This window comes from Agromyces sp. NPDC055661, from assembly GCF_053618135.1.
In genome coordinates this window covers 1,966,578-1,982,284 of the sequence record NZ_JBSHHC010000001.1, presented here as the reverse complement: position 1 = coordinate 1,982,284, position 15,707 = coordinate 1,966,578, and the positions used below count along the sequence as shown (strand labels likewise).

The window sequence follows — 15,707 nt, the reverse complement described above, 5'->3', positions numbered from 1 at the left end:
GTCGGCCCGTCAGCCTGCGCTCGAGGCGACGGCGAGCAGGTGCTCGGGGGTCACGGCTCCGGCGAAGACGCGGCCGTCGTCGGTGATCAGCACGGTCGCGAGCGACGTCGAGATGATGCGTCCGCCCTCGACGCGCTGGGTGATCGAGTCGAGCAGCGTCGAGGCGTCGGCGAAGCCCTCTGCTGCTCCGGTGCCGGAATCGCCGGCATCACCGGACGCGCCGCCCTCGAGCATCGCCGCACCCGCAGCGCCGGCGGGCAGCTCGACGACCGTCGACCAGCCCGAGCCGTGCACGACCGGCCGCGGCATCCCCTCGGCCTCGGCACCGGGGCCCGACTCGGCGTCGGCCTTCCACTGCTCGACCTCGGCGACGGTCGGCACCGGCACCTCGTGCTCGGTCACCGTCGCACCGTCGGGCGGGGTGAATGCGAACACCGAGGCATCGGGCGCCGCGAACGACACGTCGGTGAAGGCCACGCTGAAGGCGGGCTTCTCGGCGCCCGCTGCGGTGACGGATGCCGCGAGCGCGACGCCCGTGTCGGCGTCGATCGCGACCGACACCTCGCCGACGAGCGTGGGGTCGTCGCGCGGAACGAGCACCAGTTCGTACACGTCGCGTCCGGCCACGCGGCCGTCGGTGCCGACCGAGACGTCGGTCGTCTCGTCGAGCCTCGCGAGGGCCTGGTCGAGCACTTCCTCGGGCGTCGGCAACGTGCCGACCTCCGCCTCGAGCTTCGCGCGCGCCTCGTCGGCGTGCGACGCGGCCTCGGTCTTCAGCGCGTCGAGCGCCGCCTGGTCGACCGTCACGTGCGTGGCCGACTGCTCGCGCGAGTCCCAGAGCCACACGCCCTCGCCCTTCGCGACGTAGACGTCGCGCTCGCCGAGGCGGTCGAGCACCTGCAGGCGCGCGTGCGATCCGTCGACGTAGACCTTGGCGGTGTGGTCCCCCGTGATGAGCGAGAGCAGCTCGTCGATGCCGGCACCGGATGCCGCGTCGCCGCCCTCGCCGCCGGCCGAGCCCTCGGCACCGGGCGTGGCCGAGGCGGAACCGCCCATGCCGCCGGTCAGGCCCGAGAGATCGGGGAGCCCCAGCTCGGACGTCTGCTCGACCGTGCCCGACATCGCCTCGACGTCGCTCGACGAGGCGAGCTCGAGCAGCTCCTTCGGCGTCAGGTCGGGGAGATCGACGGCGGCGTTCGCCTGCAACGGCACGAGCACGACGGCGGCGCCGACCACGATCGGCGCGGCGATGGCTGGGATCCAGCGGGCGAACCTGCGGGACGCCCCGGTGTCGCGGGGGCGCATGCCCTCAGGCTACGCCTTCCCGCGGCATCCGCACCCGGTCGGCGGCGAACGCTCAGGATCGACGATCGCGCCCGAGTCGACGACGCATCCGGGGCAACCCATTGCCTCACGACGTGCGCGGGGTCTACGGTGAGGGGCACTGTCGTGTGTCACCAGTTCGGGGGGTACGCTCATGGTCACCGTCGATCGTCGCCGTTCACTTCGCCACGCGGGCATCGCCCTCGCGGCGGCCACCTCGCTCGGCATCCTCGCCGCAGGCGCGCCGGCGTCCGCCGCACCGCCGACCGCGCCGGCCGCCGCTCCACCGGGCACGGTCTCGACCGGGCGGCCCGCGCCCGCGGCGCCGTCGACCTCGACCGGCTATGGCGGCGCGGTCTCGTCGGTCGACGCCGAGGCCAGCAACATCGGCCTGCAGGTGCTGCGCGCCGGCGGCAACGCCGCGGATGCCGCGGTCGCGACGGCGGCCGCGCTCGGCGTCACCGAGCCCTACAGCTCGGGCATCGGCGGCGGCGGGTACTTCGTGTACTTCGACGCGGCGTCGGGCGAGGTGACCACGATCGACGGACGCGAGACGGCGCCCGCCGACATGGAAGCGAACGCGTTCATCGACCCATCCACCGGCCAGCCCTACGCATTCGCCAGGGCCGTCACCTCCGGCCTCTCGGTCGGCGTGCCCGGCACGCTCGCGACCTGGGAGACCGCGCTCGACCGCTTCGGCACCGACTCCCTGCGCGAGGCACTGCAGCCCGCGATCGTGCTGGCGAACCGCGGCTTCACGGTCGACCAGACGTTCCGGCAGCAGACCCTCGACAACGCCGCCCGGTTCTCGCAGTTCCCCGACACGGCCGCACTCTTCCTCCCGGGCGGCGATGCGCCGAAGGTCGGTTCCACGTTCAAGAACCACGACCTGGCGCAGACGCTGAAGCTCATCGCGCAGCGCGGCACCGACGTGTTCTATGACGGCCCGCTCGCCGAGGAGATCGCAGACGTCGCGCAACAGCCACCGCTCGCATCCGACGCGACGATCAACCCGCCTCCGGGCGTGATGACGGCGGAGGACATCGCCGCCTACGAGGTGCTCGAGCAGGCACCCACCCATGTGGAGTACCACGGCCTCGACGTCTACGGCATGGCGCCGTCGTCGTCGGGCGGCACCACGGTGGGAGAGTCCTTGAACATCCTCGAGGACTTCGACCTCTCGGCCGACGACCAGGCGCAGGCGCTCCACCTCTACTTCGAGGCCACCGCCCATGCCTTCGCCGACCGCAATCGCTACGTCGGCGACCCCGCGTTCGGCGACGTGCCCACCGAGACGCTGCTCAGCCAGGAGTTCGCCGACTCCCGCGCCTGCCTGATCGACCCGGCGCAGGCGCGCCCGAAGCCCGTCGCACCGGGCGACCTCGCGGCCACCGGCTGCGAGGCGGCCGCCGCCGCAGCGTCCGACGGTCAGGGCGTCTCGACCACGCACCTCTCGGTCGTGGACCGCTGGGGCAACGCGGTGGCCTACACCCTCACCATCGAGCAGACCGGCGGATCGGGCATCACCGTTCCCGGGCGCGGCTTCCTGCTCAACAACGAGATGACCGACTTCAACTTCACGCCCGCCTTCGTGGGCGACCCGAACACGCCCGAGCCCGGCAAGCGCCCGCGCTCGTCGATGTCGCCGACGATCGTGCTCGACGACGGCGAGGTGCGGTACGTGCTCGGCTCGCCGGGCGGCGCGACGATCATCACGACCGTCGTGCAGATCCTGCTGAACCGCCTCGATCTCGGCATGACCCTGCCCGAGGCGGTGGCGGCGCCGCGGGCCTCGCAGCGGAACGCCGCGACCACCCCGGCGGAACCGGCCTTCATCGCGGCCTACGCCGCCGACCTCGCATCGTACGGCCAGGTGCTCGTCCCGGTGCAGGGCACGAACCCGAGTCCGTTGGCGGCGGAGATCGGCGCGGCGGCGGCCATCGAGGTCGATCAGGGCGGGCTCATGACGGCTGTAGCCGAACCCGTCCGGCGCGGCGGCGGCACCGGGCTGGTGGTGAAGCCGGCCGGCTGACGCCGCCCGAGACCGGGGCGGGGGCCGGGACACCCCCGCCCCCGTGGTGGATGCACGCCCGAGTCACCCCGAATCGCGCCGGACGTCGTGTCCCGGCGCGATTCGGGGTGAGTGGGTGTGGTCGGGAGGCCTCTGGCCCCTACCGCGCGCGCAGCCGCGGCGCCAGGTCGCGCTCGAACAGCTCGAGGAACCGACGCTGGTGGTGCCCCGGGGCGTGGAACACGAGGTGGTCGAAGCCCCAGTCGATGTACTGGCCGATCTGCTCGACCACCGCGTCGGGGTCGGACCCGACGATCCAGCGCCCGGCGATCTCCTCGATCGGCAGCGCGTCGGCGGCGCGCTCCATCTCGACCGGGTCGGTGATGTCGTGCTTCTGCTGCTTGGAGAGCGAGAGCGGCGACCAGAACCGGGTGTTCTCGAGGGCGGCCTCCTCGGTCTCCTCGTACGAGAGCTTGATCTCGATCATGCGGTCGATCGCGTCGTACCCCGCACCATCCCCCTGAGCCTGTCGAAGGGCGGCGCCCTCCTTGACCGCGGGGATGAGCTGGTCGACGTAGAGCTCGGCGCCCTTGCCCGACGTGCAGATGAAGCCGTCGCCCGCACGCCCGGCGTACTTCGCCACGGTCGGCCCGCCGGCCGCGATGTAGACGGGCACCGGGACATCCGGCCGGTCGTAGATCGACGCGTCGTGGGTCGAGTAGTACTCGCCCTCGAAGTTCACGCGCTCGTCCTTCCACAGCGCGCGCATGAGCCGCACGGCTTCGCGCAGGCGGGCGAACCGCTCGCGGAATTCGGGCCAGTCCTGCTCGTCGGCGCCGCGGAAGCCCGTCGCGATCTCGTTGAGCGCCTCGCCCGTGCCGAAGCCCGCGATGATCCTGCCCGGGTAGAGCACGCCGAGCGACGCGAACGCCTGCGCCAGCACGGCCGGGTTGTAGCGGAACGTCGGCGTCATCACGCTCGTGCCGATCCGCACGGTCGACGTGCGCTCGCCGACCGCGGCCATCCAGGTCAGCGAGAACGGCGCGTGCCCGCCCGTGTGCCGCCACGGCTGGAAGTGGTCGCTCGTCCACACCGACTCCATGCCGTGCCCCTCGGCCGCGACCGCGATCTCGACGAGCTCGCGGGGGTCGAACTGCTCGGCCGAGGCCTTGTATCCGAGAGTGAGCGTCATGTGGTTCCCTTCCGATCGGCGAGGCGCGCCACCGCTTCTGCGGTGTGGTCGCCGACTCCATGGTGCAGCACGGTTTCGAGGCCGTCGACCGTGTCGACGTCGCGAGTGAGTCCCGGTGCGTCGGATGCCGCGAGCTCGACGAACCCGGCGGCAGCGTGCCGCTCGGCGGATCCGGGCCCGAAGCGCGGGTCGAAGGCGATCTCGGCGACCGCAGTCGCGAGCGTCGTGCCGGTGCCGTCGGCGTCGCGAACGAAGGCGAGCGGATGCCGCGACGCCGCGTCGAGCGCCCGGTCGAGCTCCTCCGGGCGCAGGCCGGGCAGGTCGCCGAGCAGCACCGCGACCGCCACGGGCGACGCCGAGCGCGCGTGCGCGATGCCGTGTCGGATCGCCGGAAGCAGCCCCCGCTGGGCCGTCGCGTCGCCGTCGGCGCCCGGCTCAGCGAGGAACTCCGCGCCGTCCGCGAGGTCGGGGTCGTCGCCGACCACGATGACCCGGTCGACGGATGCCGCCGCGCGGGCGGCCGCGATGGTGTCGAGCGCGAACGCCCGCGCCAGCTCGGCGCGCGCGGCATCCGCCACCGCCGGCGACAGCCGGGTCTTGCCCGCGGCGGGCGCCTTCACGGGGATCACGACGGTCCAGCGCGTTCCTGCCGCGGCATCCGGTGCAGCGCTCATGCCCGCAGCCCCGGCAGCACGTCGCGGCCGAAGGCCTCGAGGAACTCCGCCTGGTTGCGACCGACGTTGTGCAGGTAGATGCGCGTGAAGCCGAGGTCGAGGTGGCGCTGGATGTCGGCGCGGTGCACCTCGAGGTCGGCCGAGACGACCATGCGGCCGGCGAAGTCCTCGGGGCGCACGGTGCGGGCGAGCTGGTCGAACTCGTACGGCGAGCGGATGTCGCTGCGCGGGAACCGCATGCCGCCGTTCGGCCACTCGACGAGCGCGTTGCGCATGGCCTCCTCGTCGGTCGGCGCCCACGACAGGTGCAGCTGCACGACCTTCGGCATGGCGCGTGCGTCCCGCCCGACCTCGCGGGCGCCCTCGGCGAAGCGCTGCAGCAGCGGCGCGAGCCGGTCGGTGGGTCCGCCGAGCGTGATGAACCCGTCGACGCTGCGGCCCGCCCGGCGCGCGGTCACGGGGCCGGATGCCGCGACGAGGATCTCGGGGGCGGTGGGCGGCATCGTCCAGAGCCGCGTCGACTCGAGGCGGAAGTGCGGGCCCGAGTGGCGCACGTCGCGGCCGGCGAGCGACCCCGCGAACAGCTTGCGGATCACGTCGACCGCCTCGAACATGCGGTTGATGCGCTCGGGCGCCTCGGGCCAGTACTTCCCGACGATGTGCTCGTTGAGCGCCTCGCCCGAGCCGATGCCGAGCCAGTGCCGGCCGGGGTAGAGCGCGCCGAGCGTCGCGCTCGCCTGCGCGACGACCGCCGGATGCATGCGGAACGTGGGCGTCGTCACACCCGGGCCGAGGTCGCCCGCGGTGCGCTCGCCGATGGCCGCGAGCACGGCCCACACGAACGACGACTCGCCCTGCGCCGGGACCCACGGCTGGAAGTGGTCGGTCGCCATGACCCCGCGGAAGCCGTGCGACTCGGCGAGCGCGGCGAGCGCCACCGCCTCGGCGGGCGGGAACCGCTCGAGCATGGCGGCGTAGCCGATGTGCGCTGACACCCCTCCATCCTGCCCGTTCCCCGTGCGCAATTCAGGTGCGGAGGTGTGTCGCCGGGCCGGTTCCCGGCGTGTCGGGCCGACGCGCCGCGGGCGCACCTGAATTGCGAACCCGAGCACACCCGTGGGTTGAGGAGGCGCGAAGCGCCGTCTCGAAACCCGGCCGCCCGCGCTAACCCGCGGAGTCCGCGCCCTCCTCGGCCTGCGACTCGTCGAACCCGTCGCGGTAGCCCTCGTTGTACGCCTCGTCGGCGCCCACCCGGAACAGGTCGCGCTCGGCCGGGCGGAGGATGCTGCGCGCGCCCGGGAGGTCGAGGTCGCCCACGTAGCGGCCGAGTCCTCGCACCACGGCGACCGGGACGCCCGACGACTTGCCCTTCACGAGCTCGGCCGCGCCGGCGACCTGGTCGGCCACGCACGGCATCGTGACCGCGAGCGGCTTGCCCGAGGCATCCGCCGACCCGCGCAGGTCGTCGAAGACGTGCACGCCCGCGGCGCCGATGGCGATATCGGTCTGTCCCTCGCGCCAGGGTCGACCGAGCGTGTCGGAGAGGATGACGCCCACGTGCCGTCCCGTGAGGGCGCGCAGCCCGGTGGCGAGCGCGCGCGCCGACGCGTCGGGGTCGAGCGGCAGCAGGAGCACGGTGCCGTGCGGGGCGTTCGACGCGTCGACGCCGGCGGCGGCCCCGATGATGCCCTGCCGGTTCTCGACGATGCGGGTGACGCCGCCCTCGTACTCGCGCGTGGCGACGACTCGCACGGTCTCGGCGGTGATCGCGGCCTCGCGGTCGTCGGCCTGCACGATGCGGCCCTCGGACTTGGACACGACCTTCGAGGTCACGACGAGGATGTCGCCGTCCTCGAGCTCGGTGGCGGAGGCGATGAGCTGGGCGAGGTCGTCGCCCTGCCGGATCTCGGGCAGCCCCTCGACGCCTTCGATGCTGTATGCCACGGGTGACCGCCTCCCTCGCTCCTGCCCCGATCCTTGCAGCATCGGGCGCGCCGCTGCCAGAATTCGGCTGGTGGGGCGCCCGTCCTGGGGCGAGAGGGGAGGCCGTCATGAGCGATGCCGTCCAGCCGAAGCCGGTCCAGCCGCCTCCGATCCAGCCGGAGCCGGTCCAGCCGCCGCCGGTCCAGTCCGAGTCCGTGCCGGCGTCGCCGTACCAGCCCGCGGCACCCGCGAAGCGACCGATCATCATGTGGGACCTCGTGACCACGATCGTGCTCCTCGTGCTGATGATCGGCGCAGCGCTCCTCGCGTCGTTCCTCTCCTTCTTCCTCGCGTTCGCCGGCGACTCCTGCGGAGCGAGCTCGGTGTGCGACTACGACCGCATGGCCACCGGCATGATGGTGGCGATGATCGGCCCGCTGCTCGTCGGACTGCTCGCCCTCATCGCCGCGATCATCCTGCTCGTCCTGCGGCGGATCGCGTTCTGGATCCCGCTCCTCGGCATCCTGCTCATCGTCGGGGTGTTCATCGGCGGCTTCGCCCTCACGGCCTCGGGCGTGGTCCCGGCCTCGCCGTGATGCCGGGCCCGAGCGGCGCAAGGGGTTGAGCGCGGGGCCCTCCCCGTGCCTACGATCGGTCATGAACGCGCGGCACGCCGGCTCCCTCGACGACGACGCCATCCCCTCCGACGGGCGGGACGAGACGCCCAACGAACGCAGCGACCGCCACTGGACCGACATCCTGCAGGAGCTGCGCGTCGCGCTGACGGGTACGCAGCTCATCGGCGGTTTCCTCCTCGCGGTGGCCTTCCAGCAGCGGTTCACGGAGCTCGACACCTACCAGCTCGCGCTCTACCTGACGCTCGTGGCGCTGGCGGGCCTCGCGACCGTCATCGGCCTCGCACCGGTGACCCTGCATCGCACGCTCTTCGGGCGCCGGGTCAAGGGCCGCATCGTCCGGATGGGCAACCGGCTGCTGATCGCCCACCTCGCCGTCGTCGCGCTGCTCGTGTTGGGCGTCACGACCCTCGTCTTCGACTTCGCCGTCTCGCGCGCGGCCGGCATCGTCGCCTTCTCGCTGGGAGCGGTCATCATCATCGGCTTCTGGGTGGTGCTGCCTCGGCTGCGGCCGGTGCGCGGCGAGGACGACGGGGCCCGGCGCACCCTCGCCGAGGACGCCGACGGCGACGTCGAGGCGTGACGTCCGCGCCGCCGTTCGGCGTCGGTGCCGCCGCATAGGCTTGCTGCATGCGCCTCGCCACCTGGAACGTCAACTCGATCCGCACCCGCGTCGACCGCGTCGTCGACTGGATGGTGCGCGAAGACGTCGACGTCCTGGCCATGCAGGAGATCAAGTGCAAGCCCGAGCAGTTCCCGGCCGAGAAGTTCGAGGACGCGGGCTACGAGCTCGCCCTGCACGGCTTCGACCAGTGGAACGGCGTCGCCATCGCGAGCCGCAAGCCCATCGAGTCCGTCGAGACGGCGTTCCCCGGCATGCCGGGCTTCGCGAAGGGCGTCGAGGGTCCCGACCAGCCGCAGGAGGCGCGCGCGATCGGCGCCACGGTCGACGGCGTCCGGGTGTGGAGCCTCTACGTCCCGAACGGCCGCTCGCTCGGCGACCCGCACTACGCGTACAAGCTCGACTGGCTCGCCGCCCTCACCGAGTACACGCGTGAGCAGACCACCTCGTTCCCCGAGGTGCCGTTCGCACTCGTCGGCGACTTCAACATCGCGCCGTTCGACGTCGACAACGGCGACCCCACGGTCATCGTCGGCCAGACCACGCACGTCTCGCCGCCCGAGCGCGAGGCGTTCTTCACCCTCGAGAACGCCGGGGTCAGCGACGTCGTGCGATCGCGCGTGCCCGAGGGCCTCTTCACGTACTGGGACTACAAGCAGCTGCGCTTCCCCCGCAACGAGGGCATGCGCATCGACTTCATCCTCGGCTCGTCGGCGTTCGCCGAGGCGGTGACGGATGCCTCGATCCACCGCAACGAGCGCAAGGGCACCGCGCCCTCCGACCACGTCCCCGTACTCGTCGATCTCGCCCTCTCGCGCGCCGACGACGACCTGCCGATGATCTTCGGCTGACCCGCACGCCGCACCCGCGGCATCCGGGCCCGGCGCCCGCGTACCAGAACGGATGCCGCGTGCCAATCCCCGGCCGCGGCTGGGCGGCTCCCAGCCGCGGCCGTTACCCTCGGAAGCGTGACGACGACCCCCAGCAGCGTGAAGGGCGACTCCTTCGCCGGCACGACGCTCGTCGACCGCTACCGGCTCGACGGCCTCATCGGCCGCGGCGGCATGGCGGCCGTCTACCGCGGCGTCGACCTCTCGCTGGGACGCCCGGTGGCGGTGAAGGTCTTCGCCGAGGCCGCCGAGGGGATCGACGACACCGAGCGCCGTCGCAGCGAGACCGCGCTGCTCGCGAGCCTCTCGCACCGTGCGCTCGTGCGGCTCTACGACGCGGCGCGAGATGAGGCCACCGGCCGCGAGTTCCTCGTGATGGAGCTCGTCGAGGGCCGCGACCTGCGCGAGACCCTGAAGCTCGGCCCGCTGAACGCAGCGGATGCCGCCGGCATGCTCGCCGACCTCGCCGAGGGCCTGCACGTGATCCACGATCGCGGCATCGTGCACCGCGACGTGAAGCCCGCGAACGTGCTGCTCGAGTCCGCGCACCTGCCGACGCGCACCTGGAACGCCAAGCTCGCCGATTTCGGCATCGCCCGGCTCATCGACGACGCGCGCCTGACCCGCACGGGCATGCTCGTCGGCACACCCGGCTACCTCAGCCCCGAGCAGGTGAACGGACGCCCGCCGACGCCCGCCGCCGACGTCTACTCGCTCGGCCTCCTCCTGCTCGAGGCGCGCACGGGCGAGACCGCGTTCCCGGGCCCCGCCGTCGAGGCCGCGAGCGCGCGGCTCGCACGCGACCCCGACATCCCCGAGTCGCTCGGCCCCGACTGGGTCACCCTGCTGCGCACGATGACCGCGCGCGAGCCCGCCGATCGGCCGACCGCACTCGAGGTCGCGGTCGCCGCCACGCAGCTCGACACCGCGGCATCCCCCGACCCGGGCGTCACGGCGCCGACGATCGCGTTCACGGATGCCGCGGCACCCGACACGGTCGCAGTCACCCCCGCCGCCACGGCTCCGCCTTCGGTCGACGAGGAGGACGGCACCGCCGCGACGCGCGTGCTCCCCGCGGCCGACCGCTCGTTCTTCGCCACGCCTGCCGCGGCCCGGCCCGATGCCACGCCCACGCGGTCGGAGGTGCGCGCACAGGCTCGCGCCGACCGCGACGGCGAGCGTCGCTGGGTGCGCCCGCTCATCGCGATCGGGCTCCTGCTCGTGGTCCTCGGCGTCGCCGCGTGGATCGTGATCGGCGCGCTCAGCGCCCCCACGACGGCGCCCGAGCCCGCGCCGCTGCCCGCTGTTCCCGGCGAGCTCGGGGTGCACCTCGAACAGCTCGACGAGGCCGTGACCGGAGGCGGATGATGCGATTCGCGAAGTCCCGAACGGCCCTCTCCGCGACGGTGCTCGCGGCGGGGCTCGTCCTCGGCCTGTCCGCGTGCGCCGCGTCGAGCGAGAACACGGCGGCCGCCATGCACGACTCCGTCGTGCAGATCTCCGAGCGCGCGGCTGCCGGCGACTACGCCGGCGCCCTGGCCGAGCTCGCCCTCCTCGAGCGCGACGTCGCGACGGCCGCCGACAACGGCGCGATCGACGCCGCACGCGAGGCCGAGATCCGGTCGGCCATGGACGTCGTGCGTGCCGACCTCGAGGCGGCCGATGCGCCCGCCGCGCCGGCGCCGGCGCCCGAGCCGACGACCGAACCCACGCAGAACGGCGACGACAACCCCGATCCCGGCGAGGACAACCCGAACAAGGGTCCGGGCAACAACAACGGCAACAACGGCAACGGGAACGGCGGCAAGGACGGCGGAGGAGACGACGACTGACGCGAGTCGCGGCATCCGTCGCCCCTCGGTCGTCGCCCCGGCGATTCGCGGCTGGCGTCCAGCTTGCGCGCGTACGGTCTCGGCATGACCACGGAAGTCCTGACCGTCATCTGCGCTGTCGGCGTCGTCGTGCCGGTCCTGCTCGCCGCCGCGCGGCTGCGCTCGCGTCCGGTCCCGGTGCGCGTCCGTTCCTCGGACGGTCAGCGCCCGGTGAACCGCTCCATCGAGCGGTAGACGCCGAACCCGTCCCCGACGAGCCGATCGAAGACCCGCGTGGGCAGGATGCCACGCAGCGCGCGCGAGAGCCCGACGCTCCAGGGCAGTTCGACGAGCGGCGCCCCGGCGAGCATCGCCCGCCAGACCCGGTCGACCACGATCTCGGGCTCGAGGACCGGGGCGAGCAGCGGCCCCTTCGCTCCCGCGAACATGCCCGTGGAGATGTAGCTCGGCGTCACGGTGGTGACCTTGACGTTCCCGTGGTCGGCCTGCTCGAGCTCGAGCCGCAGCGAGTCGCTCCAGCCGATGAGCGCGGCCTTCGACGCGGCGTACACGGCCATGCGCGGGTTGGCGAGCGTGCCGGCCGCCGACGCGATGTTGACGATGCGCGAGGGACGATAGGCGTTCGCGATCATGCCCGGGATGAACTCGCGCGTGATGTACATGGGCGCGAGCGCGTTGACCTGCATGGTCGGACGGGTGTCCTCCCCGTTGTCGGTCTCCCAGAAGTACCGGTTGCCGCGCACGATGCCGGCGTTGTTGATGAGCACGTCGGGGTTGCCGACCTCGCGGCGCACGCGCTGGGCGGTCTTGGCGATCGCGCCGAGGTCGCCGACGTCGACGACGTACGATCGCACCGCGGTGCGTCCGCGCGAGATCGCGCCGAGCTCGTCGGCGGCCCTGGCGAGCGCGGCCGCGTCGCGGTCCCAGAGGGTGACGGATGCCGCGTGCTCGGCCACGGCGCGCTCGGCGTACATGCGCCCCATGCCGCCGGCCGCACCCGTGATGAGCACCTTCGCGCCCTGCACCGTTCTCGTCATCGCTCCATCTTCGCGCACGCGGATGTCGACGAGTTCCGCGCCGTCGTCAGTCGGCGGATGCCCCGGCCTCACGGCGCTGCCGCACGATCTCGGCCGACACCCGCGTGATGAGGTCGTAGGGCACGGGCTTCGCGTAGGGGAAGTTCACGGAGTCGGTCTTGGCGCGGAACGGTGCGATCTCGGCCTCGAGCCCGCCGTCGAACCGGGGCACGGGATAGAGGCCGACGTGGTGCTTCCACCCCGCGAAGTGGATGGCGTAGCGTCCGCCGAGCATGACCGCGGCGATGCCGTAGCGCATCTTCTCCTCGCCGTCGGGCACGGCCGCGTGGATCGCCGCGCGCACGCGTTCGAGCACGTCGCGCACGTCGTCGGGGAAGGTCGCGAGGTACTCGTCCACCGTCTGCGGTCCGGCTGCCATGCCTGCAGCGTACAACACTGAACCGATCGGTTCAACGATTGGTCCCTCGGCACGTGCGAGCATGGGCGGATGACGACTCCCGACATCCGCCTCGTGCCGAAGTCCGACGACGCGACCGCGGAGTGGCTCCCGATCGCGATGGCCGCCTACGAGGCGGCGCGCATGCGCGCGGGCGACACGGCCGAGCAGGCGGCCGCAGCGCGGAAGCTCTCGGAGGAGCAGTTCTTCCCCGGCGGACGGCTCGTCGCCGGGCACTTCCTCTTCACGGTCGAGGCCGACGGCGAGGACGCCGGGTGGCTGTGGATCGGGCCGTCGGGCGACGCGTCGAGCTGGTGGGTGTGGGACGTCGCCGTGCACGAGTCGTTCCGCGGGCGCGGGATCGGGCGCGCGACGATGCTGCTCGCCGAGGACGTCGCCCGCTCGCAGGGCGCCGCGTCGATGCGGCTCAACGTGTTCGCCTACAACACGCCGGCGATCCGGCTCTACGACGAGCTCGGCTACGAGACCGCGTCGATGCACAAGCAGAAGCTGCTCTAGGGATCCGCGTTCCGCGCGGCATCCGCCCGGCGCAGCAGCAGCTGCCGCTCGCGCTCGTTCGCGGTCATCGCCGCCGCACGCTCGAACTCGGCGGCCGCCTCGGCACGGCGTCCCTGGCGTTCGTAGAGGTCGCCGCGCACGCTCGGCACGAGGTGGTAGCCGCGCAGCGCGGGCACGTCGTCGAGCTGGTCGAGCAGTGCGAGCCCGGCGGCAGGGCCCTGCGCCCGTCCGAGCGCGACGGCCCGGTTGAGCTCCGCCACGGGCGATCCGGTGCGGCGCCCGAGTCGTTCGTAGAGCTCGGCGACCCGGTCCCAGTCGGTGTCGTCGACGGATGCCGCGCGCGCATGCTCCGCGGCGATCGCCGCCTGGAGTGCATACGGGCCGGCCTCGGCGCCGGGGCCGACCTCCGCCACGAGTGCGTCGGCACGGGCGAGGGCGTCGAGCCCCCGGCGGATGCGCGCGGCATCCCACCGCCTGCGGTCCTGGGCGTCGAGCAGGATCGGCTCGCCGTCGGGGCCGGCGCGCGCGGCGAGGCGTGAGGACTGCAGCTCCATGAGCGCCGCCAGCCCGTGCACCTCGGGGTCGTCGGGCACGAGCGCCGTGAGGATGCGGCCGAGCCGGACGGCCTCGTCGCAGAGCGCCGGCCGCATCCAGTCGTCGCCCTCGGTGGCCGAGTAGCCCTCGTTGAAGAGGAGGTAGACGACGCCGAGCACGGTCTCGAGACGTGCGACGCGCTCGGGCCCGCTCGGCTCCTCGATCGCCGCGCCGGCGTCGGCGAGGGTGCGCTTCGCCCGCGAGACGCGCTGCGCGATGGTCGCCTCGGGCGCGAGGTAGGCGCGTGCGATCTCGCGCGTCGTGAGTCCTGCGACGAGCTTCAGCGTCAACGTCGTCTGCGACTCCGGCGTGAGCGCCGGGTGGCAGCAGATGAACATGAGGCGCAGCACGTCGTCCTCGACGTGGTCGATGCCGGCGCCGGGGTCCTCGTCGATCGCCTCCGAGAGCTCGCGCGCGAGCGCCGCAGCGGCCGCGTCGTGCTTGGCGCGGGCGCGGAACGCGTCGACCGCGCGACGCTTCGCCGTGGTCATGAGCCACGCTCCCGGGTTGTCGGGGATGCCGGACGCCGGCCACTGCGCGAGGGCGGCGACGATCGCGTCCTGCGCGACGTCCTCGGCGAGGCCGACGTCGCGCACGATGCGCACGAGCGCGGCGATGAGCCGCGTCGACTCGAGCCGCCAGACGGCCTCGATCGCGGCGCGCGTCGTCTCGTCGCCCACGCGAGCATGAGACCACGCGCGCCGCGCGGGTGCAAGCGTCAGAACTCGGCGATCTGCCGGATCTCGACGCTGCCCTCGAAGCCGGGCCAGTTGTCCTTGTGGATCTGCATCAGCCGCCGGCCGAGCTCGAGCGCCTCGTCGTACGAGCGCACCTCGATGACGGCATAGCCGCCCACGAGCTCCTTCGCCTCGGTGAACGGCCCGTCGACGGCCTTGATGTTCCCGTCGACGAGCGAGACGATCGCCCCGGCGTCGCTCGGCAGCAGTCCCTGGCTGTCGATCAGCACCCCGTTCGCGCGGCCCCAGCGGTCGTACTCCGCCATCGCCTCGTAGACGGCCGGCGGCGTCTCGCCGTTCGACTCACTGGACTTCATCAGGCACATGTAACGCATGGGATCCCTCCTCGGTGCGGCGTGCTCCGTCGGCTCGCCCTCACGATAGCGTCGGCGGCTCGTCGCCGTTCTCGACATGCGTCCGAGAAAAGTTCCGACTCGATGTCGAGAACGGATGCCGCGACGCGACGCCATGGTGAACGACCCGATCGACCGACCGGGTCAGGACCGGAAGGAACGACGCCATGGACATCCGCACCGACACCGCGACCACTCGAGTCGCACCGACCTCGGCGAGCCGACGCTCGGCGCACGCCGGCGATCGCACGACCCGCGCCCTCGTCACGGCTGGCGTCATCGCGGGGCCGCTCTTTGTCGCCGTGGGCCTGGTGCAGGTGCTCACGCGCGAGGGCTTCGACCTGACGCGGCATCCGCTCAGCCTGCTCTCGCTCGGCGACCTCGGCTGGATCCAGATCGCGAACTTCATCGTCGCGGGCGCACTCATGCTCGCGTTCGCCGTCGGCACCCGGCAGAGCCTCGGCGACGGACCCGGCCGGACCTGGGCGCCCGTGCTGTTCGCGCTCTACGGCGTCGGACTCGTGCTCGGCGGCGCCTTCACCGCCGATCCAGCGCTCGGGTTCCCGGTCGGCACGCCCGACGGCTACCCGACCGAGTGGACGTTCCACGGCACCGTGCACGCGTTCGCCGCACCGCTCGCCTTCCTCGCGCTCGTCGCCGTGACCTGGGTGGTCGCCCGACGACTCGCGTGGGAGGGGCACCGCGCGGCGGCCGCCTGGTCGCGCGTGATCGGCGTGGCGTGCCTGCTGCTCTGCCTGCCGTTCGGGCCGGCGACGAGCGTGCGGCTGTTCGTGGGCGTCGCGCTCGGGTTCGCGTGGATCACGGCCTACGGGATCTCGCTGCTGCGGGGTCGCGACACCGTGGGTTGAGGAGCCCGCGCAGCAGGCGTCTCGAAACCCGCGCACGGGATGCGGTTTCGAGACGCGTCC

At 72.9% G+C, this 15,707-nt stretch carries 18 protein-coding genes; 9 read left to right on the top strand and 9 right to left on the bottom strand.

What is annotated here, in order from left to right; genetic code table 11:
- Positions 1-9 precede the first annotated feature (9 nt).
- Complete coding sequence (locus ACWGO8_RS09110) at positions 10-1,305, bottom strand: LolA family protein (RefSeq protein WP_452042750.1); 1,296 nt, start codon at positions 1,303-1,305, stop codon at positions 10-12.
- Positions 1,306-1,477: 172 nt separating this feature from the next.
- On the opposite strand from ACWGO8_RS09110, the gene ggt reads away from it, so the two are divergent.
- Positions 1,478-3,355 (top strand): gamma-glutamyltransferase, encoded by a 1,878-nt coding sequence (ggt, locus tag ACWGO8_RS09105; RefSeq protein WP_452042749.1) that lies wholly within the window; start codon positions 1,478-1,480, stop codon positions 3,353-3,355.
- 139 nt (positions 3,356-3,494) lie between these two features.
- Here the strand turns inward: ggt and fgd are convergent, their stop codons facing one another.
- From fgd to ACWGO8_RS09085, 4 genes are all read right to left on the bottom strand, one after another.
- A complete protein-coding gene (gene fgd, locus ACWGO8_RS09100) occupies positions 3,495-4,526 on the bottom strand; it encodes a glucose-6-phosphate dehydrogenase (coenzyme-F420) (RefSeq protein WP_452042748.1) in 1,032 nt (343 codons plus the stop codon).
- Positions 4,523-5,200, bottom strand: coding sequence for a 2-phospho-L-lactate guanylyltransferase (gene cofC / locus ACWGO8_RS09095; RefSeq protein ID WP_452042747.1), 678 nt, complete (start codon positions 5,198-5,200; stop codon positions 4,523-4,525). Before cofC ends, fgd begins: the two co-directional genes overlap by 4 nt.
- Positions 5,197-6,195: a TIGR03557 family F420-dependent LLM class oxidoreductase gene (locus ACWGO8_RS09090; RefSeq protein WP_452042746.1), complete on the bottom strand. Its 999-nt coding sequence runs from the start codon at positions 6,193-6,195 to the stop codon at positions 5,197-5,199. Before ACWGO8_RS09090 ends, cofC begins: the two co-directional genes overlap by 4 nt.
- Positions 6,196-6,364: 169 nt before the next feature.
- Entirely contained in the window at positions 6,365-7,144 is a 780-nt protein-coding gene (locus tag ACWGO8_RS09085; protein WP_452042745.1) for a coenzyme F420-0:L-glutamate ligase, read from the bottom strand.
- Between the two features lie 107 nt (positions 7,145-7,251).
- On the opposite strand from ACWGO8_RS09085, the gene ACWGO8_RS09080 reads away from it, so the two are divergent.
- The 6 genes from ACWGO8_RS09080 to ACWGO8_RS09055 all read left to right on the top strand — a co-directional run bounded on the left by ACWGO8_RS09080 (position 7,252) and on the right by ACWGO8_RS09055 (position 11,336).
- Entirely contained in the window at positions 7,252-7,719 is a 468-nt protein-coding gene (locus ACWGO8_RS09080; protein WP_452042744.1) for a DUF6264 family protein, read from the top strand.
- Between the two features lie 61 nt (positions 7,720-7,780).
- Positions 7,781-8,341, top strand: coding sequence for a DUF6328 family protein (locus tag ACWGO8_RS09075; protein ID WP_452042743.1), 561 nt, complete (start codon positions 7,781-7,783; stop codon positions 8,339-8,341).
- 47 nt (positions 8,342-8,388) lie between these two features.
- Positions 8,389-9,231, top strand: a complete 843-nt coding sequence (locus ACWGO8_RS09070; protein WP_452042742.1) for an exodeoxyribonuclease III — start codon at positions 8,389-8,391, stop codon at positions 9,229-9,231.
- 117 nt (positions 9,232-9,348) lie between these two features.
- Positions 9,349-10,638 (top strand): protein kinase domain-containing protein, encoded by a 1,290-nt coding sequence (locus ACWGO8_RS09065; RefSeq protein ID WP_452042741.1) that lies wholly within the window; start codon positions 9,349-9,351, stop codon positions 10,636-10,638.
- Positions 10,638-11,102 carry a hypothetical protein gene (locus tag ACWGO8_RS09060; RefSeq protein WP_452042740.1) on the top strand — a complete coding sequence of 155 codons (465 nt, stop codon included), beginning with the start codon at positions 10,638-10,640 and terminating at the stop codon, positions 11,100-11,102. The genes ACWGO8_RS09065 and ACWGO8_RS09060 overlap by 1 nt, the downstream gene beginning before the upstream one ends.
- 84 nt (positions 11,103-11,186) lie before the next feature.
- The gene (locus ACWGO8_RS09055) at positions 11,187-11,336 is read left to right on the top strand and encodes a hypothetical protein (RefSeq protein ID WP_452042739.1); all 150 of its coding nucleotides are present in this window, start codon (positions 11,187-11,189) and stop codon (positions 11,334-11,336) included.
- Here the strand turns inward: ACWGO8_RS09055 and ACWGO8_RS09050 are convergent.
- Both ACWGO8_RS09050 and ACWGO8_RS09045 read right to left on the bottom strand, forming a co-directional pair.
- Positions 11,303-12,139, bottom strand: a complete 837-nt coding sequence (locus ACWGO8_RS09050; protein ID WP_452042738.1) for an SDR family NAD(P)-dependent oxidoreductase — start codon at positions 12,137-12,139, stop codon at positions 11,303-11,305. The genes ACWGO8_RS09055 and ACWGO8_RS09050 overlap by 34 nt on opposite strands.
- 46 nt (positions 12,140-12,185) lie before the next feature.
- Complete coding sequence (locus ACWGO8_RS09045; RefSeq protein ID WP_376953140.1) at positions 12,186-12,557, bottom strand: iron chaperone; 372 nt, start codon at positions 12,555-12,557, stop codon at positions 12,186-12,188.
- A gap of 69 nt (positions 12,558-12,626) precedes the next feature.
- Between ACWGO8_RS09045 and ACWGO8_RS09040 the strand changes: the two genes are divergently transcribed.
- Complete coding sequence (locus ACWGO8_RS09040; RefSeq protein ID WP_452042737.1) at positions 12,627-13,094, top strand: GNAT family N-acetyltransferase; 468 nt, start codon at positions 12,627-12,629, stop codon at positions 13,092-13,094.
- Here ACWGO8_RS09040 and ACWGO8_RS09035 read toward each other — a convergent pair.
- The gene (locus ACWGO8_RS09035; RefSeq protein ID WP_452042736.1) at positions 13,091-14,368 is read right to left on the bottom strand and encodes an RNA polymerase sigma factor; all 1,278 of its coding nucleotides are present in this window, start codon (positions 14,366-14,368) and stop codon (positions 13,091-13,093) included. The two genes, ACWGO8_RS09040 and ACWGO8_RS09035, sit on opposite strands and share 4 nt — an antisense overlap.
- Positions 14,369-14,406: 38 nt before the next feature.
- Positions 14,407-14,751 (bottom strand): YciI family protein, encoded by a 345-nt coding sequence (locus tag ACWGO8_RS09030; protein ID WP_274379492.1) that lies wholly within the window; start codon positions 14,749-14,751, stop codon positions 14,407-14,409.
- Between the two features lie 194 nt (positions 14,752-14,945).
- Between ACWGO8_RS09030 and ACWGO8_RS09025 the strand changes: the two genes are divergently transcribed.
- Complete coding sequence (locus ACWGO8_RS09025) at positions 14,946-15,647, top strand: DUF998 domain-containing protein (protein ID WP_452042735.1); 702 nt, start codon at positions 14,946-14,948, stop codon at positions 15,645-15,647.
- The last annotated feature ends 60 nt before the right edge of the window (positions 15,648-15,707 follow it).